Origin of the sequence: Aquisalimonas sp., from assembly GCF_007120195.1 — a bacterium.
GTDB lineage: Bacteria > Pseudomonadota > Gammaproteobacteria > Nitrococcales > Aquisalimonadaceae > Aquisalimonas.
On the sequence record NZ_SKOG01000224.1, the window covers coordinates 1 to 22,870 of the forward strand.

A 22,870-nucleotide genomic window follows, 5' to 3' on the forward strand; every position below is an offset into this window, starting at 1 on the left:
GGGGACGGGGCGCGGGGGCAACGGGTACCGGAGGGCTGTCTGATGGCGGTGGGCTCTGCAGCGGCGTTGGCGCTCGGCTTCGCGGCGGCGATCGGCCTGATGGTGCTGGTGTGGATCGCCAGCCTCATCCGCGGCGACGCCAGCCTGGTGGACCGCTTCTGGGGCGCAGGCTTTGTACTGCTGGCCTGGGTCTACTGGCTCACCGCCGGTGCCCCGGCCTTAGGCCTGTTGATGGTGCTGGCCGTGACCCTATGGGGGTTGCGGCTGTCGGGCTATATCAGCTGGCGCAATTGGGGCCACGGCGAGGACTATCGCTACCAGGAGATGCGCCACAAGCACGGTGAACGCTTCCCCTGGGTGAGCCTGTGGACGGTGTTTGTGTTGCAGGGCGTGCTGATGTGGCTGATCGCCATGCCCGTCTTCTATGGCGCGCGTGCGCACGACGCGGAGGTCATGCTATGGCCATTGGTGGTGGCTGGAATGGCGCTGTGGCTCGTCGGGCTTGTTTGGGAGACCGTGGCGGACGCGCAGCTCGCGCGGTTCAAGAGTCACCCCGAAAACCGGGGGCGAGTAATGGATGAGGGTCTGTGGCGGTACAGCCGTCATCCGAACTACTTCGGCGAAATCGTAGTCTGGTGGGGGTTCTTCCTCATGGCCGCATCGGCGGGCGGCTGGTGGACGTTCATTAGCGCTGGCCTGATGAGCTTCCTCATAGCCCGCGTCTCCGGGGTCACCTTGCTTGAGAAGAAACTAAGCGAAACGCGGCCGGCCTACCGCGACTATGTTGCCCGCACCAACGCCTTGATTCCCGGCCCGCCCCGCGGGGAAACACCGCGGACGAGCGGCTAGCACACAACTCCGACAGCGCAGCCCGCTGCCGTGCCCGCCAGTATCGGTGCGGTGTCCGCCGCCGCGGGGTCACCGCCTGCCAAGACCGGATTTGTGGGATTTCCAGCGCCTTACGACAAGACGCGCCGGCTATATGCGGTTGTGGCATGAAGATAGGTATTTTCATTCTTTTTCCGCCTGACTAGCTGACGGTATCGTAATGGCCGTTAACAGGAAATCCATCCACCGGGGGCGCAATGAGCAACAGTCAAGCCACCGTCGCACCGTTGCCCAAGGGCCAGGAACTGGACCTGGATAGCGTGAACGCGGAGCTCGAAAACGCCAGCGCCCGCGAGCGTGTCCAATGGGGGCTGGAGCAGTTCGGCAACCGCATTGTGTTGTCATCGAGCTTTGGTGCCCAGGCGGCCGTTTCGTTGCACATGGTCACGCAGGAGCGCCCCGACATCCCCGTCATTCTGGTGGATACAGGCTACCTCTTCCCGGAAACGTATCGATTCGTGGATGAGCTCTGTGAGCGCCTTGATGCCAACCTCAAGGTGTTTCGGGCTGAGCTGTCGCCGGCCTGGCAGGAGGCCCGCTTCGGCCGACTGTGGGAGCAGGGTGTCGACGGTATCGGGGAGTACAACCGCATCAACAAAGTCGAGCCCATGCAGCGCGCCTTGCGTGAGCTGCGGGCCGATGCCTGGTTTGCCGGGCTACGCCGCCAGCAGGCGAGCAGCCGTGAGGGGCTGAGCGTTGTCACCGAGCAGAACGGCCGCTTCAAGGTGCACCCCATCATCGACTGGACCGACCGCGATGTGTACCACTACTTGAGCGCCAACGATCTGCCGTACCATCCCCTGTGGCACGAGGGGTACGTCTCCATAGGCGACGTGCACACCACGCGCCGCCTGGACGACGGCATGACCGAGGAAGAGACGCGTTTTTTTGGCCTCAAGCGCGAGTGCGGGCTGCACGAGCAGGTTTAAGCGGGCAAGTGCGTCGCCGCGCTCCACCTAGTTGAAGATCCTGACCGAACCCGCGCGTTCGAAGCTCCGGCTGCCGCGCAAGAAGCGCCCGTATTCCACATCTCCGCTGATCTCATAGTCGAAGCTGCGCTGGCCGCCGCCGATCATGCGGCTCAGCTGGGGCAGGCTCCCAAAGAGCTGCGTGCGGGCCTCAATGTCCACCGTCGTGGTCTGCTCGCCGGCAAGGGTGAAGGCTTTCTGCGAGTGACCCTCAGCGAAATCCAGGCCGCCAACACGTAGCCGATAGCTCAACTCCCGGACCGGCAACGATTGCCGGTTCGGGTTGTCTACGGCAAGGGTAAGCACAAACCGTTGCGCGTTCAGGCCGAGTTCGCGCACCTGGATTTTCTCAAGACGGAACTCCGGGTCCTTGATGTCGGGCACTTGCACGAGGCTGCAGCCCGCCAGGGCAATAACACTCAGCGCAATGACGCGGCGAACCGTTGTGGCCCATCCGGCGCGCACCATCATCGGCAACCTCCCTTGGGTGTGTGGCTCACGCATCGTCAGGCGGGGGATGCCGCCGGCGGCGGGGTGAGCTTACGTCAGCGCCGGCGAGCACTTCAACAAGCAGGACAAGCCATGCATCGGGCACGTCACGGCGTGATGGGGGAAACACAGACCGGGGCCCTGGCCGTAGAGGCCCGGGGGTTGTGGAAGCGCTATGGCTCCATGGATGTCGTGCGTGGCGTGGATCTGGATGTTCGTGCAGGTGAGTGTTTTGGCCTGCTCGGGCCCAACGGCGCCGGCAAGACCACCACGCTGCGGATGCTGCTGGGGCAGACGCCGCCGAGCAGCGGTGAGCTTCATGTGCTGGGGCATCCCGTGCCACGGGAAGCGCGGCTTGCACGCAACCGCATCGGTGTTGTGCCGCAGATGGACAACCTGGACCCGGATTTCACCGTACGGGAAAACCTCCTGACCTACGCCAGCTACTTCGGCCTGCGCGGGGATCAGCTGGCCCGGCGCGTGGATCGGCTGCTGGAGTTCGCCAACCTGGACGGCCGCACCCAGGCGCAGATCCAGGCGCTGTCCGGCGGCATGAAGCGCCGGCTCAGCCTGGCCCGGGCGCTCATCAATGAGCCGGCGCTGGTGGTACTGGACGAGCCCAGTACCGGGCTTGATCCCCAGGCTCGCCAGCACATCTGGCAGCGGCTCAATATGCTGGTGGAACAGGGGCGCACCCTGATCCTGACGACGCACTACATGGAAGAAGCCGAGCGCCTCTGCGACCGTCTGGCGATTATCGACAACGGCACCATCATTGCCTGCGATAGCCCCCGCAACCTGGTGGCCGCCCATATCGAGCCGCACGTGTTCGAACTTCGCGGGCACGGGATCGGTGAGTGGGAGCATCGGGGCGGGACCATGGCCGGCCGCGCCGAGCGGGTCGGCGATACACTGCTGCTGTATACCCACGCTCCGGAGCCGCTGCTCCAGGCCTTGGGCGCTGACCCGAACCAGCGTTACTGGCACCGGCCCGCCGGTCTCGAGGACGTTTTTCTCAAGCTAACCGGGCGCGAGCTGCGCGACTGACCACTCTTCGGGGCCCTGCGCCAGCGGGCGCGGAGGACGCGCCGGCGGCGAACGCTGAAAAGACATCCTATGCTCACATTTCCCGCCGTCTCGCTCCGCTTTCTTTCCGTCTGGCGCCGCAATCTGCGGGTGTGGCGCAAGCTCATGCTGCCTTCGATCATGGGCAACTTTGGTGAGCCGTTGCTCTACCTGCTGGCACTCGGGTACGGCTTCGGCCAGCTGGTGGGGGACATCGGCGAACTCCCCTACATGGTGTTCCTGGCATCGGGCATTATCTGCTCCAGCGCCATGAATACGTCCAGTTTCGAGGCGCTGTATTCCGCCTATACCCGCATGACCGTTCAGCGTACCTGGGGTGCGATGCTCGACGCCCCGCTGAACGTCGATGACGTCGCCCTGGGCGAGATCAGCTGGGCGGCAACGAAGGCGCTGATCAGCTCCACGGCGATTCTCGTGGTGGCCTCGCTGCTCGGCCTGGTGGGCGGTTGGCAGGCAGTGCTGGTGCTCCCCGTGATACTGCTCACCGGGTTTTGTTTCGGCGCCTGCGCCATGGTGGTCACCGCCGTCTCGCGCAGCTACGACTTCTTCCTCTACTACTTCACGCTGGTGATGACGCCCATGCTGCTGCTGAGCGGGGTGTTCTTCCCGCTGGATCAGCTGCCGCCACTGATCGCCCAGGGCGCGTTCCTGCTACCGCTCGCCCATGCTGTGGAGGTGGTGCGGCCGCTGATGCTCGGCGGGGCGCCGACAAACGCGGGACTGCACCTGGGGGTGATTGCAGCCTACGGATTGGTGGCGTTTACGCTGGCGACGGCGATTCTGCGGCGACGCCTGATGAGCTGACACGGCGCGTCGCGGCGCTCGCGCAGTGCACATCTTCGGATGCCGGGACACGCCTCGTGCCACCGGTGCGCGGGCGCAAAGAGCAGGAAACGGGTCGCGCACGCCCCCTGTTCATGCCGATAATCGGGGTATGACGACACGAGCCCAAACCGCTTCCGGAGATCCACGCGTGGCCGCTGCCATTCACTGGCTGGTGGCCAATGTGGAGCAGCGCCCGGGGCTGGAGGAGGTGGCCGGGGCCGTGGGGCTCACGTCCGCTCACTTCCAGCGCCTGTTCCGCCACGACGTGGGCATTAGCCCCAAGCGGTTTCTCCAGTATCTGCTGGGGCAGGAGGCCGCGCAGCTGCTCGCCGGCGGTGCTTCGGCGCTGGATACCGCCTATGCCGTCAACCTCTCCGGGCCCGGCCGCTTGCATGACCTCACCGTGACCCTGCATGCCATGACTCCCGGCGAGCTCCGTGGGGGCGGGGCGGGACTGGTCCTGACCTGGGGCATTCACGAGACCCCGTTCGGGCCGGTGGGCCTGGCCATGACCGCTCGGGGAGTCTGTCGCCTCGAGTTCCTCAGTGCCGGCGGCGGGGCTGCGGCCTTCCGCACCTGCCTGCTGGCGGCATGGCCGGGCGCCACGCCCAACCGGGATGAACGCCGCACCCGGGAGCCGCTGGCGCAGATGATGGATGCGCACGGCAGTGGGCCACTAAGCCTGCATGTGCACGGCAGCAACTTTCAGCTGCAGGTCTGGCAGGCCCTCCTCGACGTGCCCCCGGGGGGCTCCACCTCCTACGGTGCCCTGGCCGCGCAAGTGGGGCGCCCGCGTGCCGCGAGGGCCGTGGGTGCGGCTGTGGGGGCCAACCCGGTGGCCATGGTGATCCCCTGTCATCGGGTTATCCGGTCCTCCGGGGCGCTGGGCGGTTATCGCTGGGGGTTGATGCGCAAGCGCTTGTTGCTCGCGAGCGAGGGCAGTCTGCCACCAGCGTGATGCGCATCTGCCCGGCCGCCCCTTGCTAGAAGTCGAACCGCAGCCCCGTGGCGAGGAGGGTCAGGTGACGGCTCTGGTAGGCCCGCCCGCGATCCTGATACTGCACCCCCGAGTACCACTGCAGCCCCTGGCTGAAGAACTGGGTGACGGCGAGGGTGTAGTTCTGGATATCGAAGTCGTCCTCGTCGGCGTCCATATAGCCCCAAGCGATCCACAGTACCGATTGGCCATACACCTGGCTGATGCCCACCAGGTGATGGCGGGTGTCGAAGTCGAATGTCTCCGAGGGTGCAAGGGTGAGCGCGCCGTCGCTGCGGTCCACGGTCGCGTCGTCGATTTGGTCCCGGACCCGGACCTTTTCGTACTGGTAGGCCAGGCTGGCTTCGCCTGTCTCGAATCGGCCCCCCAGTTTCCAGTTCCGGTTCTCGCCGGCGCGGCGGCTGTCGTCACGGCTGTAGGCGCCGATGAGTTCCCATGGGCCCTCGCGGTAGATGGCGCCGAAGAGGAAATCGTCACCGTTGCGGTCCGTATCGTCTTCGCTGCGCTCATCGAATCCGTATTGGGCCAGCAGCTCCAGGCCGCCCATGGAGGGGGTGCGGTACTCCACCAGGCTGTTGAGAAAGCCGGTGTTGGCGTACTCGCCACCGGCGAGGCCACCAGCGCGGCGCTGCTGGAGCTCCGTGGCGTTCATGAGATCCCAGTGAATGCCCCCCGCCTGCTTGTAGGCGCCGGGCAGGCGCCCCGCACGGAGCTGGCCGGCGCCCCACTGCAGGCCCACCCAGGCCTCCCGGGCGCGGAAGGGGTTGCTCTCGCCGCCGTTGCTGTCGCCGAATGTGTCGGGGTCCAGGCCGACTTCGGCCCGCGCGAGGCCCATGAAGGCGTCGCCAATGCGTTGCCGGGCCTCCACACCCAGGCGGCTCTGGCCCTTGTCATCGCCAATCGTGGTGCCATGACCGCCGCCGGAGCTGTCGAAGTACGTGTAGCCAATCTGCAGCCGCCCATCGATTGTGACCTCCGCGGCGAGCGCGTGGCCGGCCAACGTCGTCCCGACTGTGAAAACCAGCGCGTGAGTCAATCCTTTCGCCTTCATGCTGCCCCCGGAGCGCACGCTGCGACGGCCACCCTTTGGCCAAGCCGGCATTGTTGCCGAGGTCTCGGACAGTCGCAAGCGAGTGGATGTGCGTGGGTGACCCGATCGGTACACTGAGCGCCCACGCGCGTATGTTGGAGCGGGCGCGCGAGTCCTATTGCCAGTGGCGGCAGGGCATGGTCTGGAATTGTGGTGGTCTCTGGGCAAAAAAAAAGGCAGGTGTGACCTGCCTTAAACTGCTCAGACCCCTTGGAGGTGGAGTCAGACACACGGTCCCCTCACTGCCAGTTCCTTGGCGGGCACCGCTGGAGGAGTTGCAACGCAATGCATCATTCACTGAAGCTATGACCCTACAGTGTTATGCGTGCGGATTCTGCGACGTAGTTCACAAATTCACAAACTAACTCGAGACAAATTCGTGCCGGAGGGTTCCGCCGCGATGTCGTCGGTTTTCCCGGCGACATCCGCCGTTTCCTGGAGCCCCGGGGTGGCGAAGAGTTCGCGCGCCAGCTCGGCGCGCTCGCGCGCGTCTTCGGGAATGCTGTCCAGGGCCTCGATTATCCGCAGGCGGTGCCGAAGGCTGGCGCGATTCGCCAGCTGGATGCTGAGCCCCGGGCGGGCGTTAAGCTCGAGCATCATCGGCCCCTGGGTACGGTCCAGCACGATATCCACGCCCAGGTAGCCCAGGTGGGCGAGGGCGTGGCAACGGGCGGCCAGGGTGAGCAGGTCGAGCCAGCCCGGGATCTGAATACCCTTGATCGGCGCCCCGGTATCGGGGTGGGCGTGAACGGGTTTATCCAGGCATACCGCCGTGGTGGTTTGTCCTGTCGCGATGTCGAGCCCCGCCCCCACGGCGCCCTGATGGAGGTTCGCCTTGCCGTCGGAGCGGCGCGTGGGTAGGCGCACCATGGCCATAACCGGAACGCCCCGAAACACCACGGTGCGGATGTCCGGCACGCCCCGGTAGCTGATGTCGTCGAAGAGCGGGTCAAACTGTACGCGCTGTTCAATCACGGCCTTATCCGCCTGGCCTCCGAGGCTGTGCATGCCGCTGAGGATATTCGAGACATGGTGGCCGACGTCCTCCAGAGGCATCAGCAGGCCGCTTGCGCGTCGATACTGGCCATGCTGTTGCCCGGCAATCACCAGGATGCCGTTGCCGCCGCTGCCGTGTGCAGGCTTGATCACGAAGTCGTCCCGGCCATCAAGCATGACCGACAGTTGCCGGATTTGACGCTCGATCTCGATCATGCCGTAGAGTTCGGGGACGCGTATCCCGGCGTCCTGGGCCAGTTTTTTGGTCTGTAGCTTGTCATCCACCAGCGGGTAGTACTTGCGGTTGTTGTACTCCATGATGAAGTCAGCATTGCGCTGGTTCATGCCCAGTATGCCCGCCTCGCGCACGCGCCGCAGGAAACCGATCATGTCCGACTCGTCTCACGAAACAGGCTTCGGAATCGCCAGAACTCGGTCAGGCGGAAGCCGGAGTAACGGCCCATCAGCAACATGATGGCGAGGATGATCAGCAGCGACTCCGGGAACACGAACACCAAGTGCGCGAGCGGTGGGTAGTTCATTACTCCGTAGCCGATGGCGGCTACCACCAGGCTTCCGACGCCCTGCTGGATGGCGTTACTCGCGCCCTCTTCCTCCCAGACCAGCGACATGCGCTCGATGGTCATTGCCAGAATCACCATGGGGAACAGGGCGATGGACAGGCCGTATTCCAGACCCAGGTGGTGGCTGACAATGCTCATGCTCATCATCAGCAGCACGACCGCAACCAGAACCGAAGCAACCCGCGGAACGAGCAGCAGCTTCAGCCGCTCCAGGTAGAAGCGGAAAGTGAGCCCCATGGCCACAAGTGAGGTGAACAGGATGATGCCCCAAAGCAGCTGTGTCTCGCGGAACGCGAGGGCGATCAGCACGGGCATGAACGTGCCGAACGTCTTCACCCCCACCACGTTGCGCATGAACACGACGACCAGGGCCCCGATGGGAACGAGCATCAGGGTCCGGTAGACGTTCTGCGTATCCACCGGCAGGCTGAACAGTGAGAAGTCCATGACTCGCGAGCCAATCAGCTCGGCCCGCTGTTCGGCCACATCAACAACCGCCCGCGCGGTGCGGGCGGCGGAGAACCCGACATCAATTGCGTTGGCTCCGGAGGTGTACAACAGCGGCGCATCGCCACGATACCAGACCAGCGTGCTCTCGCCGTATCCGCGTTGCCCGGCTGTCGGGTTGAACGGGACCCATTCCGAGCCGGTATATACCTCCAGGTACGGGACGGTGTCGACCCGGCGCATGCCCTCGCGCAGCTCCAGCACATGGGCCGCGCGCGCGGGTATGCGGGCCCCGGCGAGGATGTGAATGACGTTCTCCACGTGCGTCAGGTCGTCCTCGATGCCGCCGCGCAGCACCTGCACGTGCTCATCCGGGCTCTCGTGGTAGTAGCGGTTGAGCAGGCGCCGGGTAAAGGAAGCGATATCCGCCGATTCCTGGCGGACTTCATCGAGGACGGTTAATGCCGCTGAGCCATAGGGCTCTGAATACTCCGGGACCGCCGGGTAGGGCGGCTGGGAGCCGTCCACGGATGTCCGGCTGGCGTTCTGCGCGTCGGCAATCTGCAAGCGGTAATAGAGCGTTTGCTGGCCGTCGGCCCGGCGTGCGGTCCACAGGGCCTGGCGGTTGAGGCCGTCGTTTTCACGGGAGAGCCCGAAACGCCCGGAGACGAAATCCTCGCGGAGCACGTTGAACCCGGGTAAGTTGCCGGGCAGCATGAAGTTGACCTGGGCTGGGCCGCCCTCCGCCTCGACCTTAATCCGCGCTTCCACCGTCCAGATGGTGGTTTCCTCGTCGGGCGTCAGCGGGAGCCCAAGGGTTGTGACCTTGTGCCACATTAAGCCCACGCCCACCGCGATGAGTGTAAACGCGAGGATCTTCAGGTGCAGATTCTTCAACACGCCGTCCTGATCGCTTAACCGATGCCTGTGCGATTGCGCCTACTAACCCATACTTCTGGCGTCCAAGGATAGCTCGGCTCAGGGTTCTCGGCGTAATGGAGTAACCTTAAGTGATCTAGGCGGCCCGGGGCGAGGACTACGCAGATGAGTGGATCAGCGCTAGTATGACGTGGCCTGACCGATGGGTCAAAGTGTCGCTGAACGGAGACGGGCCCGGGGATTCCCGAGCCCGCAGACGAGCTAGCGGCGGCGATTACCAGTCGTCGTCGTCACCACCGAAGTCATCCTGCTGTTCCATGTCCTGTTCCATTTCCTCGAACTCGTCCTCATCAACGGGTTCGCAAGCGGCCAGGGTCAACATACCAGTAAACAGCAGAATGGCGAGCAGAGACATCAGGCGATTCATGGTGACCTCCTTCGTGGTGAATCGGTGGGCATTAACACCCGTCGTGAAAAGTAAAGGCAGGAACCATGCCAGCATGTCTGGTGTCCTACCGGAGGTGCTTTCAGGCCGCCGGCTGCCTGGTATCGAGCCAAAGATGTGCCAAGATATGTATCATTTTGGCACATGTGCCGGGTTGGCATGGCCGATGGGGTTGCGGACACTGCCCATCATCCGGGGCAATGGGATAGTGTCGAGTCACGCGTTTTGCGGGCGCGGGGAGGAGAAGTAGACATGCTCGATGCGATTCGCAGTTTCTTCTCGGATCACCTGGCTGAGCCGGGAGAGGCCGATACGGCTGAGGACGAGGAGCACCGGCTTCAGCTCGCCACGGCTGCACTGCTGATTGAGGTAACGCGGGTCGAGCGGCGCCATGACCCCAGCGAGGCGGCAGCCGCGGAAGCGGCCGTGCGGCACAAGTTCGGGTTGGACCCCGAGGAAACTGCGGCCTTGCTCCGGCTCGCGCGCGAGGAAGTCGAGCGCTCGGTTTCCTATTACGAGTTCACGTCACTGATCCACGAGCATTTCGATTTGCCACGCAAGGCGCGCATCATTGAGATGATGTGGCGTGTGGCGGCCGCTGACGGGAAAGTGGACAAGCACCAGGAAGCGCTGGTACGCAAGATCGCAGATCTGCTGTATCTCCCGCACAAGGTCTACATCGCTGCAAAACTGCGCGGGTTGGAGGCTGAAGGCATCAAACCCGCCTGACTGCCGCCATGCAGCGGGCGTCTCGTGGCCGCCCGCGGATGGCGGCCGCTCAATAGCTCAGAACGCGCATCTCGTCGTCGGAGACCATCTTGGCCATTTCTTCGGGGTTGTTCACCGTGACGTCTTCGAGAAGGTCTTCCTCGTCATACTGACGGTAGCCGCTGTTGGGCAGAAAGAGGTGGCAGACTTCGACGGTGGCCCCGAAGCTCATGGCTTCCTGCATGAGCTCCTTGGCAGAAATGTCCCGAGGTGCGAGAGTCTGTGGAAGGTATTCCTCGAGCCCCAACTCCGCGGCTTCCCCGCAGAGAATGATGTGCACGGAATGATCACGCTGGGCGAGCTGCGAGGCCGTTGTCATGGCCATGCCCTGAACCTGGTCCTGCTCCGAGTTGACCAGCATGAGGACTTCGCGGGGCGAGTCCTCGGCAAGGGCCTGCGCAGGGACGGCCAGCAAGGCCAGCGCCGCGAAGCCCGTAATCACAAAATTGCGTAGCTGTAGCGTCATCATGTTGTCGCCTGATTGTCCACTCCAAAAGGGGCAGGGAAGTGCCACCCATTGATGTCTTTTGATAGATCTTTTGACAGCATAGCAAACCATTCGATCGCATCGCGGTCCGATTGATGGCAATGATACTGCAATACTGCCTATGCCGAGGCCGGCGGCGGATGCCCCGGGACGAGAACTGATATCAGACCGTGGACATCCCCGCTCCCAGGAGCGTCCCAGGGGAGAATGTGGTGCAGAAGCAATTCCAGTGGGCCCTGCAGATCCTGGTGGTCCTGGTCATCGCGGCCGCCGCGGCTGCCGGGTGGGTCTGGCTTGGCTACGCTGGTGACGGCGAAGGCGACGGTGCGCCGGATGGCCCTGTCGGTGGCGGGCCAACGCCGGTGGAGGTGGCGAGCGCCGAGCATGACACCGTCCAGGATCTTGTGCAGGCGGTGGGCACCATGCTCGCGCGGGAGTCTGTGGAAATTGTCGCCGAGGTGGCGGGGCGTATCGTCGAAGCGCCGGTTCGCGAGGGCGAGCAGGTTGAAGCCGGTGAGCCGCTGTTCTTGCTCGATCGCGTGCGCGAGGAGGCGGACCTTCGGGAAGCGATTGCCGAGCGCGACGATGCCCGGGCCAAGTACCGCCGGTCGGTTGCCCTGTACCAGGAGCGGGACGTGCCCGAGGCCCAGGTGGATGAACGCCGGGCTGCGTTCGAAGTCGCCGAGGCGCGTGTGGACGTGGCCCGCAGCCGGCTCCGCGACCGCACCATCGAAGCCCCTTTTGACGGTGTGGTCGGCCTGCGCGAGGTGAGCCCTGGCGCCTACATCGAGCCCGGAACCCAACTGACCACTCTGGACGATCTCAGTGTCGTGCGACTGGATTTCTCCATCCCCGAGCGCTATCTCGGTGGACTTGTGCCGGGGTTGAGCGTTACGGCGCGTAGTCTGGGATTCGGCGACCACGTGTTCGAGGGAACGGTCGCCCGCATCTCCTCGCGGGTGGATCCCATCACACGCTCGGTGCGCGTTCAGGCGGAATTCGACAACGAGGAAGGGCGCCTGCGCTCGGGAATGTTCATGACCGCGCGCCTTGTCCTTGCGGAACGCGAAGCCCTGATGGTGCCCGAGGAGGCACTGCTGAAGGAAGGCAGGGGCAGTTACGTGTACGTCATCGAGGACGGCCGCGCCCGGCGGGTCGAGGTCACAAGCGGGCAGCGCGTGGACGGCCGCGTGGAAGTCATCGGCGATGTCGGCGATGGTGATGCCGTGGTGGTCGCCGGCCTGCAGCGGGTGCGTGACGGTGCCGATGTGCGGCTGGTCGGTGATACCGGGGAGGCCGGCAATGGCAATATGGCAGCGCAGTAACCGGCGCGGGATCGGGGGAGCGGCCCCGGAGGGCAGTCGATGATCATCTCCGATATCTCGGTCAAGCGCCCGGTGCTCGCCACGGTCGTGAGCTTGCTCATACTCGTGCTGGGCATCGCCTCCCTGACCCAGCTCCCGGTGCGGGAATACCCCAACATCGATCCGCCCATCGTGTCGGTGACCACTGAGTACGTGGGCGCTGCGCCCCAGGTCATTGATACCGAAGTGACGGAACGTATAGAGGGTGCGATCAGTCGCGTCGACGGCATCCGCTCGCTCACCTCCGAAAGCCGCGACGGCCGCGGTGAGACCACCATTGAGTTCGAGCTCAGTCGCGATATCGACAATGCGGCCAACGACGTCCGTGATGCCATTGCCCGCATTGCCGATACCCTGCCGGAGGACGCGGAATCCCCGGTGGTCACGAAGACCGAAGCCGACGCCCGGCCCATGATGTGGCTCGCCATGACCTCGGATCGCCTGGATCCCGCCGAGATGAGTGATCTCATCGAGCGCCAGATCGAGGACCGGCTTTCGGTACTGGAGGGGGTGGCGGATATCCGCATTGGCGGGCAACGCCGTTATGCCATGCGCGTGTGGCTGGACCGGGAGGCCATGGCCGCACGCAATGTCACCGTTGAAGACGTGGAGACGGCGCTGCGCCGCAGCAACGTGGAGCTGCCGGCCGGGCGCATCGAGTCCACGATGCGGGATCTGACCGTGCGTACGGATACGCGGCTCAACCAGCCCGAGCAGTTCGAGCGCATCGTGTTGCGCTATCAAGGGGACGTGCCCATTCGCCTCGGTGAGGTGGGCCGGGTCGAGCGCGGGGTCGAAGACGACCGCACAATCCTGCGCAACAACGCCCGCACCGCCGTCGGGTTGGGCATTATCCGCCAGTCCCAGGCCAACATCATCAGTGTCTCGGACGCGGTTCAGGAGGAGCTGCAACTTATCCGGGCAACGCTGCCCGACGGGGTTGAGCTCCAGGCGAGCTATGACGAGTCGGTGTTTATCCGGGAGTCCATTCGGGAGGTATTGATCACTCTGAGCATCGCCGTGACCCTGGTGGTGCTGGTGATCTTTGTCTTCCTGCGCTCGTTCCGGGCCACCCTCATTCCGGCGGTTACCATCCCGGTGGCGGTGATCGGCGCGTTCAGCGTCATGGCGCCGCTTGGCTTTTCCATTAATGTGCTGACGCTGCTGGCGCTGATTCTGGCCATCGGGCTCGTGGTCGACGACGCCATCGTGATGCTGGAAAACGTCCAGCGGCGCATCGACGATGGCGAGCCGCCGTTGCTCGCCGCCTACCGGGGGGCCCGGCAGGTGGGCTTCGCCATCGTCGCCACCACCCTGACCCTGATCGCCGTGTTCGTACCCATTGCCTTCATGGAGGGCAATGTCGGCAGGCTTTTCACGGAGTTCGGGCTGGTGCTCGCAGCCGCCGTGGCCTTCTCCAGTATCGTGGCGCTCACCCTGGCGCCGGTGCTGTGCTCTAAATGGCTGCGCCCCCCCGCCGGGGAAGGACGGCTTCACCGGGCCACGGAACGCTTCTTTACGGCCCTGGTGAACGGTTATCAGGCACTGCTGATACGGGCGCTGAGCGTGCCACTGATCGTGTTGGCGGTCTGCGCGGTGGCTGCAGCCATGGCCTACCAGCTCAGCCAGGTGCTGCCGGAGGAATTGGCGCCGACTGAGGACCGCAGCGTTATCATTATTCCAGCCAGCGCCCCGCAGGGCGCCACATCCCGGTATACGGACGAGCAGGTGCGTCGCATCGAAGACGTCCTGGAGCAGTACGTGGAAAATGGCGAGGCCTGGCGGGTGCTCAGCATTGTCGGGTTCCGGGGCCGCGTGGATAGTGCCTTCACCATTCTGGGCTTGCACCCGTGGGAGAAGCGGGAGCGCTCCCAGCAGGACATTGCCGAGGAAATCAGGCCGCAGCTCGAGGCTATACCCGGTATCCGCGCCTTCGTTGTCAACCCGCCGGGTTTGGGGCAAAGCGCGTTCGAGCAGCCCGTGCAGTTCGTTATCGGCGGCTCCAGCTATGAGCAGCTCGGTGAGTGGAGTGACCGCATCCTCGAGCGTGCCCGGGAGAATCCCAACCTCCAGGGTCTGGACGCCGATTACGAGGAAACCCGGCCGCAGCTCAACGTGGGCATCAACCGCGAGCTCGCCGCTGACCTGGACATCAGTGTGGAAGACGTGGGCCGGACCTTGCAGACCATGCTGGCGTCCCGCCAGTTCACCACGTACCTGGATCGTGGCCGGGAGTACGACGTGATCGTTCAGGCGGAGGATGCAGATCGGGTCTCCCCCACGGACCTGGAGAACATCTTCGTCCGCGCCGGGGGCGGAGGTGCCAACTCCGATCTGGTGCCGCTGTCCAGCCTGCTGGAGATGACCGAGATCGGTTCGCCACCGGTGCTCACGCGCGTCAACCGGTTGCCTTCGGTGACCATTCAGGCCTCGGTCGCGGATGGCTACGATCTGGGCAGCGCCCTGGCGTACCTGGACCGCATCGCCGCCGAAGAGCTGCCCGAGGAGGCGCAGACCAGTTACCTGGGCCTCTCCCAGGAGTTCCAGGAGACCTCCGGGGCCATCTACGTGACCTTCGCCCTGGCCCTGGTGGTGGTGTTCCTGGTACTCGCCGCGCAGTTCGAGAGCTTCATTCACCCGGGGATCATCATGGTATCGGTGCCACTGGCCGTGACCGGCGCCCTGGCCGCCCTGTTCTTCACCGGTGTGTCGCTGAATATCTACAGCCAGATCGGCATGATCCTGCTCATCGGCTTGATGGCAAAGAACGGCATTCTCATGGTGGAGTTCGCCAATCAGTTGCGCGACCAGGGGCGTAGCGTGCGCGAAGCCATTGTCGAGGGGGCAACCCTGCGGTTCCGGCCCATCCTCATGACCGCTGTGTCCACGGTCTTCGGCGCGCTGCCGCTGGTGCTCTCCACCGGCGCCGGTGCCGAAAGCCGCAGCGCCATCGGTATTGTTATCATCGGTGGCCTGAGCTTCGCAACGCTGCTGACGCTCTTTCTGACACCGGTACTCTACGACCTGCTGGCGCGGTTCACCCGATCAACCAACTCGGTTTCCCACGATCTGGACAAGCTACAGGCCGATGAACGGGCGCGTGAACCGGCCTAGTGTCCTGTCCCGCAAATACCGTTAGGCAAACAAGAGAGGCAGCACCATGACGGGGACGATACTCATTACCGGCGGCACCTCCGGTTTCGGTGCCGCCACGGCGTACCGATTCAACGCCCAGGGCTGGAAGGTGATCATCACCGGCCGGCGGGGGGATCGCCTGGCGGCCGTGCAAGAGGACCTCGGTGGGCCGGAGCGCGTGCATACCCTGGAGTTCGATATCCAGGACCGGCGGGCCACCGAGCAGGCCATGGACAGCCTGCCCCCGGCGTTCGCGGACGTGGATGTGCTGGTGAACAACGCTGGCCTCGCGCTTGGCCGTGAACCCGCCCACGAATGCAGCCTGGACGAGTGGGAGACCATGGTGGACACCAACGTCAAGGGCCTCCTGCGCGTCACCCGCGCCATCCTGCCCGGCATGGTGGAACGTAATCGGGGTCACGTGGTGAACCTCGGCTCCGTTGCCGGCAACTGGCCGTATCCTGGTGGCAACGTCTACTGCGCCAGCAAGGCCTTCGTGCAGCAGTTCAGCCGCGCGATGCGCTCGGATCTTCAAGGCACGCGCGTGCGTGTGACGAATCTCGAGCCCGGGCTGTGCGAGACGGAGTTTTCCGTCGTGCGCTTCCGCGGCGATCAGGCCAAGGCGGACAGCCTCTACGAAGGCAATGACCCCATGATCCCCGATGACATCGCCGAGATCATCTGGTGGGTCACGAGCCTCCCGGCCCGGGTTAACGTCAACAGCCTCGAGGTCATGCCCGTGACCCAGAGCTGGGGGCCGCTTGCGGTCATACCGGTGCGATAAGGCGCCAAAGGCGGTCTTCATCTGTCACCGTCCCTTGCCTCCTCCGCAACCGGCCCCGATATTTAGAATAGGGAGCCACATTCAGGCATGGACGCATCATCCCGAACGGAGAGCGCACCATGGCTGCGACCGACCTGCTTCGTGATCCCGATCACACGGCGCTCCTGCTGGTGGATATCCAGCCGGATTTCATGAATGACGGCGCACTGGCGACGGCCGATGGCGATGCCATTATTCCGGGTGTGCGCAAGCTCATGCAGACTCTTCCCTGCGGCGTGATGGTCGCCACGCAGGACTGGCACCCGGCCGGCCATATCTCCTTTGCCAGTTCCCATTCCGGCCGCGAGCCCTTCGAAACCATTGAGCTGCACGGCCACGAACAGGTGCTCTGGCCGGACCACTGCGTGCAGGGTACGCCCGGCGCGGAGCTCGCGCCGGGCCTGCCGTGGGACCAGGTGGATCTCATCCTTCGCAAGGGCTGCAATCCGCAGGTGGATTCCTACAGCGGATTCCGCAACAATTGGAATGCCGAGGGCGAGCGCCCGGCGATCGGGCTGGCGGGGTATTTGCGCGAGCGTGGCATCCACACCGTGCTCCTGTGTGGCCTGGCCCGGGACGTGTGCGTGCAGTGGACGGCCGAGGACGCCGTCGCGGCCGGTTTCCGCGCTGGGTTCATCTGGGATGCCACGCGACCGGTGACCCACGACAACGATCCCGCGTGTCAGCAGGCACTCGAGGCCGCCAGCGTGACCATTGTGGAGGCGGCCGACCTGCTCGCCTGAGTCAGATCACCGGCCTCAAGGGAGGAGGACAGCATGAGCGATCACGTCTACAAGCATCTGGAACTCACCGGCTCGTCGCCCACCAGTGTGGAGGACGCCATTCGCAACGCCGTGAAAACAGCCAGCCAGACCGTACGCAATATGCACTGGTTCGAGGTAACGGACACGCGCGGCAGTATCGGCGACGGTGACGTGGCGTACTGGCAGGTGACCATCAAGATTGGGTTCACGCTGGAAAAATAGGCGCCATGGTGTGGCCTCAGAGTCGCCCCAGTAGTGCGGCCGGCGCGTGTGTCGGGCTCATCCTCTCCGGGGGCGGGGCGCGGGCAGCCTATCAAGTGGGCGTGCTCAAGGCCATCGCCCGCCTGGTGCCGCGGGATGCCCCTAATCCGTTCGCCGTCATCTGCGGCACATCGGCCGGGGCCATCAACGCTGCGGCGTTGGCGACGCACGCCGCGCATTTCCGCCAGGGCGTGCGCGGGCTGGAAGAGGTCTGGGGGCGGTTTCGGGCCGAGCAGGTGTACCGCACCGATGCCTTCGGCGTGTCCGCCCGTGCCATGAAGTGGCTCTCCGCGCTGTTTCTCGGCGGTGTCGGTGCCCATCGACCCGTCTCCCTGTTGGATAATCGCCCCCTGCGTGAGCTGCTCGGCCGGGTGCTGCGCTTTGAGCGCATTGAGCGGGCCATCGCCGCCGGTCACCTGCGCGGGCTGAGTATCACCGCCTCCCGATATACGGGCGGTGAATCGGTCTCGTTTTTCCAAGGGGTCGAGGCCATCCAGGAGTGGGGCCGGGCGCGGCGCCTGGGTGTACGCACCCAGCTCGGATTGCAGCACTTGCTGGCCTCCAGCGCCATTCCCGTAGTGTTTCCTGCCGTGCGCATCGGCGGCAACTTCTACGGCGACGGCTCCGTACGCCAGTTCGCACCCATCAGCCCGGCGCTGCACATGGGCGCGGAGCGGGTGCTGGTCATCGGCGTCAGCGGCCGGATGGGTGTTGCCGGGAATGAGCGCGTCCCGGAGCGTTACCCCAGTGTCGCCGAGATCCTCGGGCATGTGCTGGATTCCGCGTTCATCGACATGCTCCAAGGCGACCTCGAGCGGCTGGAGCGGATCAACCGCACGCTGGATTACATCCCGGCGAAGGTTCGCGGCCAGGGCGAGTTGGGGTTGCGCAAGGTCGAGTCCCTGCACATCTCTCCCAGCGAAGAGCTGGACGACATTGCCGCCGTCCATGCCCATGAGCTGCCCCGGAGCCTGCGGTTCTTCCTGCGGGGGAGCGGAGCCACCACCGGGGCCGGTTCCACCGTCGCCAGCTACCTGCTCTTTGAGCAGGGCTTCACCCGCGCACTGTTGAACCTCGGCTATCGGGACGCGATGCAGCGCGAGACAGAACTCCTGCGTTTCCTCGGATATGACCCCACCGCGATGTATGGCGCCTCGGCGGCCGTGCCGACCGATCTGTGGTGAAACCCCGCCTGTTTGAGACCTCCCGGGCTATCTCTTGGCTCGAAATTTCCCCTTGAATCGTCCACTGGATGTTCTACCATGACGAGGGTCGAAACCCAATATGTAGTGGGTCAGTGGGTATATGCTGTTGACATATTGTGGATTAGCCTGTGGACAGCGAACCCAAGTTGTTGATGGATAACTAACACTCAGGGGAGTATTGCCGGATGACACATGCAGCCCAGGCACAGGAAGCGCCGAAGGATGTCACAGAGATCGAAATCCAGAGCGCGTCCTGGGATATCTGGGACAAAAAATACCGCCTGAAGGCAAAGGACGGCCGCATCATCGATGCGACCGTCGATGACACCTACAAGCGGGTTGCCTGGTCGCTGGCTCAGGTGGAGGCCACCGAAGCCAAGCGCAAGCAATGGTATGGCAAGTTCGTCTGGGCGCTGCGCCAGGGGGCGATTCCGGCCGGCCGCATAACGTCCAACGCCGGCGCCGAGGAGCACAAGCCAGCCACCAGCACCATCAACTGCACCGTCTCCGGCACCATCGGCGACTCCATGGACGACATCCTGCAGAAAGTCCACGAGGCCGGGCTCACGCTGAAAGCGGGCTGTGGTATCGGCTATGACTTCTCCACGCTGCGACACAAGGGTGCCTACGTCTCCGGCGCCGGCGCCTACACCAGCGGCGCGCTGTCCTTCATGGACATCTACGACCGCATGTGCTTTACCGTCTCCAGCGCCGGTGGCCGCCGTGGCGCGCAGATGGCCACCTTCGACGTGGGCCATCCGGACGTGCTCGATTTCATCCGCGCCAAGCGCGAGGACGGCCGGCTACGCCAGTTCAACCTGAGCCTGCTCATCACCGACGAGTTCATCCAGGCCGTGCGCAACGACGCCGACTGGCCCCTGGCCTTTCCGGTGACCCCGCGCGAGGCGAAAGTCGACGGCCTCGATCTCCACGACCCGCGCGTTGTCATCTGGCGCTACTGGCCCACCAAGGAGGGCTACATCACCAACGACGAGGGCTTGGTCGCCTGTCGCATCGAGCGCACCGTGAAAGCGAAGCGCCTGTGGGACATGATCATGACCTCCACGTACGACTTCGCCGAGCCGGGCTTCATCCTCATCGACCGCGTCAACGAGATGAACAACAACTGGTTCGACGAGGACATCCGCTCGACTAATCCTTGCGCCGAACAGCCATTGCCGCCCTACGGTGCATGCTGGACCGGCAGCATGCGCCTCAACACCAACTTTGGTGTGTTGCGCACAGAAGATGCCTATGCGCTCGTCCAGGAGGGCGGGGAGCTCAAGGTTGCGGTTGACGACGTCTTCTCCAACCAGAAGACGGATCTCCGGCCCTGCACGCTTGTGGAGAACGGCACTCGCGAGGTCTGTGAGGTTCGCTTCGAAAATGGCCAACGCATTGAGCTGACAGCCGATCATCAGGTCTCTACACCGCAGGGCTGGCGGCGCGTTGATGAGCTGGAGCCGGGTAGCGAAGTCCACATACAGGCGAAGGAGCTGTCCCACCAGTCTCTGGTTGATCCCTTCCACCTTGGAGCCCTCAAGTATCTGCTGCAGACCTATGTCGGCGAGGAACTTGTGGTGACTCGGCAGTCCCGGCGGGCGCTGCTCAGGGCGTTGCTGGATCAGCTCAATGTCAATTACCAGGATCGCGCCAAGGGGCTGTTTGTCTCCCGCAACCACCCGATCATCGAGGAGGTGGAGCGCCTGGATTTGGACCGGGGAGCCATCCGCGCCGTCGAGGGGTACGTCTACGCGGCCCAGGCCACGGCCGGCCGGTACAAGGGCAAGCCCGCCGTCTACGGTGATCAAGCCACAATCAACCGCTTGGTCGAGGCGCTGGAGCGGCTCACGGGCGAGAGAGTGCGGCGGAGCCGCCACCATCGGGAAACATATCGGGTTGTGGTGCCGGAACTCGACCTGCGCGCGCCCGCGGGCGGGTCGGAAACGCTGGATCTGGACTTTGCCACCTACGGCTGGCTGCTCGCAGACGGTTGGCTGACCGACTCCGCCGGAGTGCTGTTCAATGATGAAGACGACGTGGCTATGCGTGAGATCGCGCCCCGCTTCCAGGCGATGACCGGGACGGCCGGGGGGCTCCGGCGCACGTATGAAGGGCAGCGCGGGGATGTCTACACCCTTGCTTCGTACAGCTCGTCAGCTGTCGAAGGCCTGAAGGCCGAGCTAGGGCTGACAGATTACACGTCCCGTGTGGTTCGCGTGCCCGAGAAGATCTGGCGGGCGGATACTGCCAAGCAGGCTTCCTTCCTGGCTGCCGTGTTCTGCGCGGATGGCTCCATCGACAACACCAAGCTCGGGATCCGCTTGGTGTCGGCCTCCAGGGAGTGGCTCGAGGACATCCAGCTCCTGCTGCTGAACTTTGGAATCCACGGCAGCATCATGGCATCCGTGTCCAAGGGTAACGCGTTTTACACACTCGGCCTCCAGCATCAGGACGCATACCGGTTCTACCGTTACATCGGATTTCCGTTCAATTCGCGCAAGCGGGACAAGCTGGTATCCCTGGTTGCCAACAAGGAGCGCTGGCATGTGCCGAAGGCCGAGCACGTCGCCCGTGTAAGCGAAATTACGTCGCTGGGCGAGCAGACAGTCTATGACATCGAGGAATACTCGACCCACACCCTGGTCGTGAACGGCGTGGTGGTGCACAACTGCCTGCTCGGTTCCGTGAACCTCACCAAGTTCGTGCGCGAGCCGTTCACTGAGAACGCCCACTTTGACTGGCACACCTACCGGGAGGTCGTCGCCATCTTCACCCGCATGCTCGATAACGTCGTGGAGATCAACGGTCTGCCGCTGCCCAAGCAGCGAATCGAGATCATGCGCAAGCGCCGCCACGGCATGGGCTTTTTAGGCCTGGGCTCCACCGTCACCATGCTGCGCATGAAATACGGCGATGTCGATTCAGTCGCCTTCACCGAGGAAGCGGCCAAGCAGATGGCGCTGGAAGGGTGGCGCGCCGCGGTGGATCTCGCCGAGGAAAAAGGCCCCGCGCCGATCATGGATGAAGACTTCACCGTCACCAAGGAAATGCTCGCCAAGCGCCCGCGCATGGCCGAGGACGGCTACAAGGCCGGCGACACCGTCAAGGGGCGCGTGCTCATGGCGCGCTACAGCCATTACATGGAGCGAGTCGCTGGCGCCGACCCGGAAATCGTTGAGGCCATTGCCGAGAGAGGCGCGCGCTTCACGCACCACAGCTCCATCGCACCCACGGGCACCATTTCGCTGTCGCTCGCCAACAACGCCAGTAACGGCATCGAGCCCAGCTTCGCGCACCACTACTACCGCAACGTGATCCGCGAGGGGCGCAAGTCCAAGGAAAAGGTGGACGTCTTCTCCTTCGAGTTGCTGGCCTACCGTTCCTTCATCGACGCCACCGGCCTGCCCCAGGCGGCAGATGCCAACAGCGCCGGCCTGCCGGAGTACTTCATCACGGCCGACGACGTCACGCCCACGCAGCACGTGGACATCCAGGGCGCAGCGCAGAAGTGGGTGGACTCATCCATCTCCAAGACGGCCAATGTGCCAACGGACTACCCCTATGAGGACTTCAAGGGCATCTACATGTACGCCCACGAACAGGGGCTCAAGGGTTGCACCACCTTCCGTTTTAACCCCGAGGCGTTCCAGGGGGTGCTGGTCAAGGAAGAGGATCTGGCCAACACCACCTACCGGTTCGAATTGGAAGACGGCACCGTGGTCGAAGCAAAAGGAGGCGACGAAATCGAGTACGACGGCGAAATGCACACCGCTGCCAATCTTTTCGACGCCCTGAAAGAAGGCTACTACGGCAAGTTCTGAGCCCACGGAGGACGTAACGACATGGCAATCAAGATCGACAGGAAGATCGTGGGCTACGAAGTGGTCAAGCCCGGCGACGCGGAGCGGCAGAAGGCTGCTCCGCAAGCGGACGAAGCCGCCAATGCCGCCGATATCGAGCATATGCACGAGATGGTGCAGCGCCCGGAAGAACTCGAGGGCAGCACCTACAAAATCAAGACGCCGCTCTCCGAACACGCCCTGTACGTGACCATCAACGACATCGTGCTCAACTCCGGCACGGATCACGAAGTCCGGCGGCCGTTCGAGATATTCGTCAATTCCAAGAACATGGACCACTTCCAGTGGATCGTGGCCCTGACGCGAATCATCTCCGCGGTCTTTCGCAAGGGCGGCGACTGCACCTTCCTGGTGGAAGAATTGCGCTCTGTGTTCGACCCGCGCGGCGGCTACTTCAAAAAGGGCGGGCGCTTCATGCCCTCCCTGGTGGCCGAACTGGGCGATGTCATCGAAACGCACCTGCGCAAGATCGGCATGATCGAGCCGGGGGACATGGACGAGCACCA

General features: G+C 64.1%; 20 protein-coding genes. 14 read left to right on the plus strand and 6 right to left on the minus strand.

Going from position 1 to position 22,870, the window contains the following annotated elements:
- The first annotated feature begins 42 nt into the window (after positions 1–42).
- Both QZT63_RS16090 and QZT63_RS16095 read left to right on the plus strand, forming a co-directional pair.
- Positions 43–849, plus strand: coding sequence for a DUF1295 domain-containing protein (locus tag QZT63_RS16090; RefSeq protein ID WP_290652531.1), 807 nt, complete (start codon positions 43–45; stop codon positions 847–849).
- A 236-nt stretch (positions 850–1,085) separates the two neighbouring features.
- Positions 1,086–1,817 (plus strand): phosphoadenylyl-sulfate reductase, encoded by a 732-nt coding sequence (locus QZT63_RS16095; RefSeq protein WP_290652512.1) that lies wholly within the window; start codon positions 1,086–1,088, stop codon positions 1,815–1,817.
- 27 nt (positions 1,818–1,844) lie between these two features.
- On the opposite strand, the gene QZT63_RS16100 is transcribed toward QZT63_RS16095, so the two are convergent.
- Positions 1,845–2,327 carry an LEA type 2 family protein gene (locus tag QZT63_RS16100; RefSeq protein WP_290652513.1) on the minus strand — a complete coding sequence of 161 codons (483 nt, stop codon included), beginning with the start codon at positions 2,325–2,327 and terminating at the stop codon, positions 1,845–1,847.
- 111 nt (positions 2,328–2,438) lie between these two features.
- Between QZT63_RS16100 and QZT63_RS16105 the strand changes: the two genes are divergently transcribed.
- From QZT63_RS16105 to QZT63_RS16115, 3 genes are all read left to right on the plus strand, one after another.
- Entirely contained in the window at positions 2,439–3,392 is a 954-nt protein-coding gene (locus QZT63_RS16105; protein ID WP_290652514.1) for an ATP-binding cassette domain-containing protein, read from the plus strand.
- Positions 3,393–3,461: 69 nt separating this feature from the next.
- Entirely contained in the window at positions 3,462–4,235 is a 774-nt protein-coding gene (locus QZT63_RS16110; protein ID WP_290652515.1) for an ABC transporter permease, read from the plus strand.
- A 169-nt stretch (positions 4,236–4,404) separates the two neighbouring features.
- The gene (locus QZT63_RS16115; RefSeq protein ID WP_290652516.1) at positions 4,405–5,214 is read left to right on the plus strand and encodes a methylated-DNA--[protein]-cysteine S-methyltransferase; all 810 of its coding nucleotides are present in this window, start codon (positions 4,405–4,407) and stop codon (positions 5,212–5,214) included.
- Between the two features lie 25 nt (positions 5,215–5,239).
- Here the strand turns inward: QZT63_RS16115 and QZT63_RS16120 are convergent, their stop codons facing one another.
- From QZT63_RS16120 to QZT63_RS16135, 4 genes are all read right to left on the minus strand, one after another.
- Complete coding sequence (locus QZT63_RS16120; RefSeq protein WP_290652517.1) at positions 5,240–6,304, minus strand: porin; 1,065 nt, start codon at positions 6,302–6,304, stop codon at positions 5,240–5,242.
- 393 nt (positions 6,305–6,697) lie between these two features.
- Positions 6,698–7,729: an alpha-L-glutamate ligase-like protein gene (locus QZT63_RS16125; RefSeq protein WP_290652518.1), complete on the minus strand. Its 1,032-nt coding sequence runs from the start codon at positions 7,727–7,729 to the stop codon at positions 6,698–6,700.
- Positions 7,726–9,270: an inactive transglutaminase family protein gene (locus tag QZT63_RS16130; RefSeq protein WP_366637360.1), complete on the minus strand. Its 1,545-nt coding sequence runs from the start codon at positions 9,268–9,270 to the stop codon at positions 7,726–7,728. Before QZT63_RS16130 ends, QZT63_RS16125 begins: the two co-directional genes overlap by 4 nt.
- A 253-nt stretch (positions 9,271–9,523) precedes the next feature.
- Positions 9,524–9,751, minus strand: a complete 228-nt coding sequence (locus QZT63_RS16135) for a hypothetical protein (RefSeq protein ID WP_290652520.1) — start codon at positions 9,749–9,751, stop codon at positions 9,524–9,526.
- A gap of 195 nt (positions 9,752–9,946) precedes the next feature.
- Here QZT63_RS16135 and QZT63_RS16140 point away from each other — a divergent pair, with 195 nt between their 5' ends.
- Positions 9,947–10,423 (plus strand): TerB family tellurite resistance protein, encoded by a 477-nt coding sequence (locus QZT63_RS16140; protein ID WP_290652521.1) that lies wholly within the window; start codon positions 9,947–9,949, stop codon positions 10,421–10,423.
- Between the two features lie 49 nt (positions 10,424–10,472).
- Here QZT63_RS16140 and QZT63_RS16145 read toward each other — a convergent pair whose 3' ends face one another.
- Positions 10,473–10,931: a DsrE family protein gene (locus QZT63_RS16145; protein WP_290652522.1), complete on the minus strand. Its 459-nt coding sequence runs from the start codon at positions 10,929–10,931 to the stop codon at positions 10,473–10,475.
- 230 nt (positions 10,932–11,161) lie between these two features.
- Between QZT63_RS16145 and QZT63_RS16150 the strand changes: the two genes are divergently transcribed.
- The 8 genes from QZT63_RS16150 to QZT63_RS16185 form a co-directional block, all read left to right on the plus strand.
- Complete coding sequence (locus tag QZT63_RS16150) at positions 11,162–12,274, plus strand: efflux RND transporter periplasmic adaptor subunit (protein WP_290652523.1); 1,113 nt, start codon at positions 11,162–11,164, stop codon at positions 12,272–12,274.
- Between the two features lie 39 nt (positions 12,275–12,313).
- Complete coding sequence (locus QZT63_RS16155) at positions 12,314–15,427, plus strand: efflux RND transporter permease subunit (RefSeq protein WP_290652524.1); 3,114 nt, start codon at positions 12,314–12,316, stop codon at positions 15,425–15,427.
- Between the two features lie 46 nt (positions 15,428–15,473).
- Positions 15,474–16,232, plus strand: a complete 759-nt coding sequence (locus tag QZT63_RS16160) for an SDR family oxidoreductase (RefSeq protein ID WP_290652525.1) — start codon at positions 15,474–15,476, stop codon at positions 16,230–16,232.
- Between the two features lie 119 nt (positions 16,233–16,351).
- On the plus strand, positions 16,352–17,014 hold the full coding sequence (locus tag QZT63_RS16165) for a nicotinamidase (RefSeq protein ID WP_290652526.1): 663 nt from the start codon (positions 16,352–16,354) through the stop codon (positions 17,012–17,014).
- A gap of 33 nt (positions 17,015–17,047) precedes the next feature.
- Positions 17,048–17,257 (plus strand): dodecin, encoded by a 210-nt coding sequence (locus tag QZT63_RS16170; protein ID WP_290652527.1) that lies wholly within the window; start codon positions 17,048–17,050, stop codon positions 17,255–17,257.
- Positions 17,258–17,262: 5 nt separating this feature from the next.
- Positions 17,263–18,480 (plus strand): patatin-like phospholipase family protein, encoded by a 1,218-nt coding sequence (locus QZT63_RS16175; protein ID WP_290652528.1) that lies wholly within the window; start codon positions 17,263–17,265, stop codon positions 18,478–18,480.
- A 206-nt stretch (positions 18,481–18,686) separates the two neighbouring features.
- Positions 18,687–22,325: an LAGLIDADG family homing endonuclease gene (locus QZT63_RS16180; RefSeq protein ID WP_290652529.1), complete on the plus strand. Its 3,639-nt coding sequence runs from the start codon at positions 18,687–18,689 to the stop codon at positions 22,323–22,325.
- A gap of 21 nt (positions 22,326–22,346) precedes the next feature.
- A partial coding sequence (locus QZT63_RS16185) for an NrdJb (protein ID WP_290652530.1) occupies positions 22,347–22,870 on the plus strand: 524 nt, incomplete at its 3' end.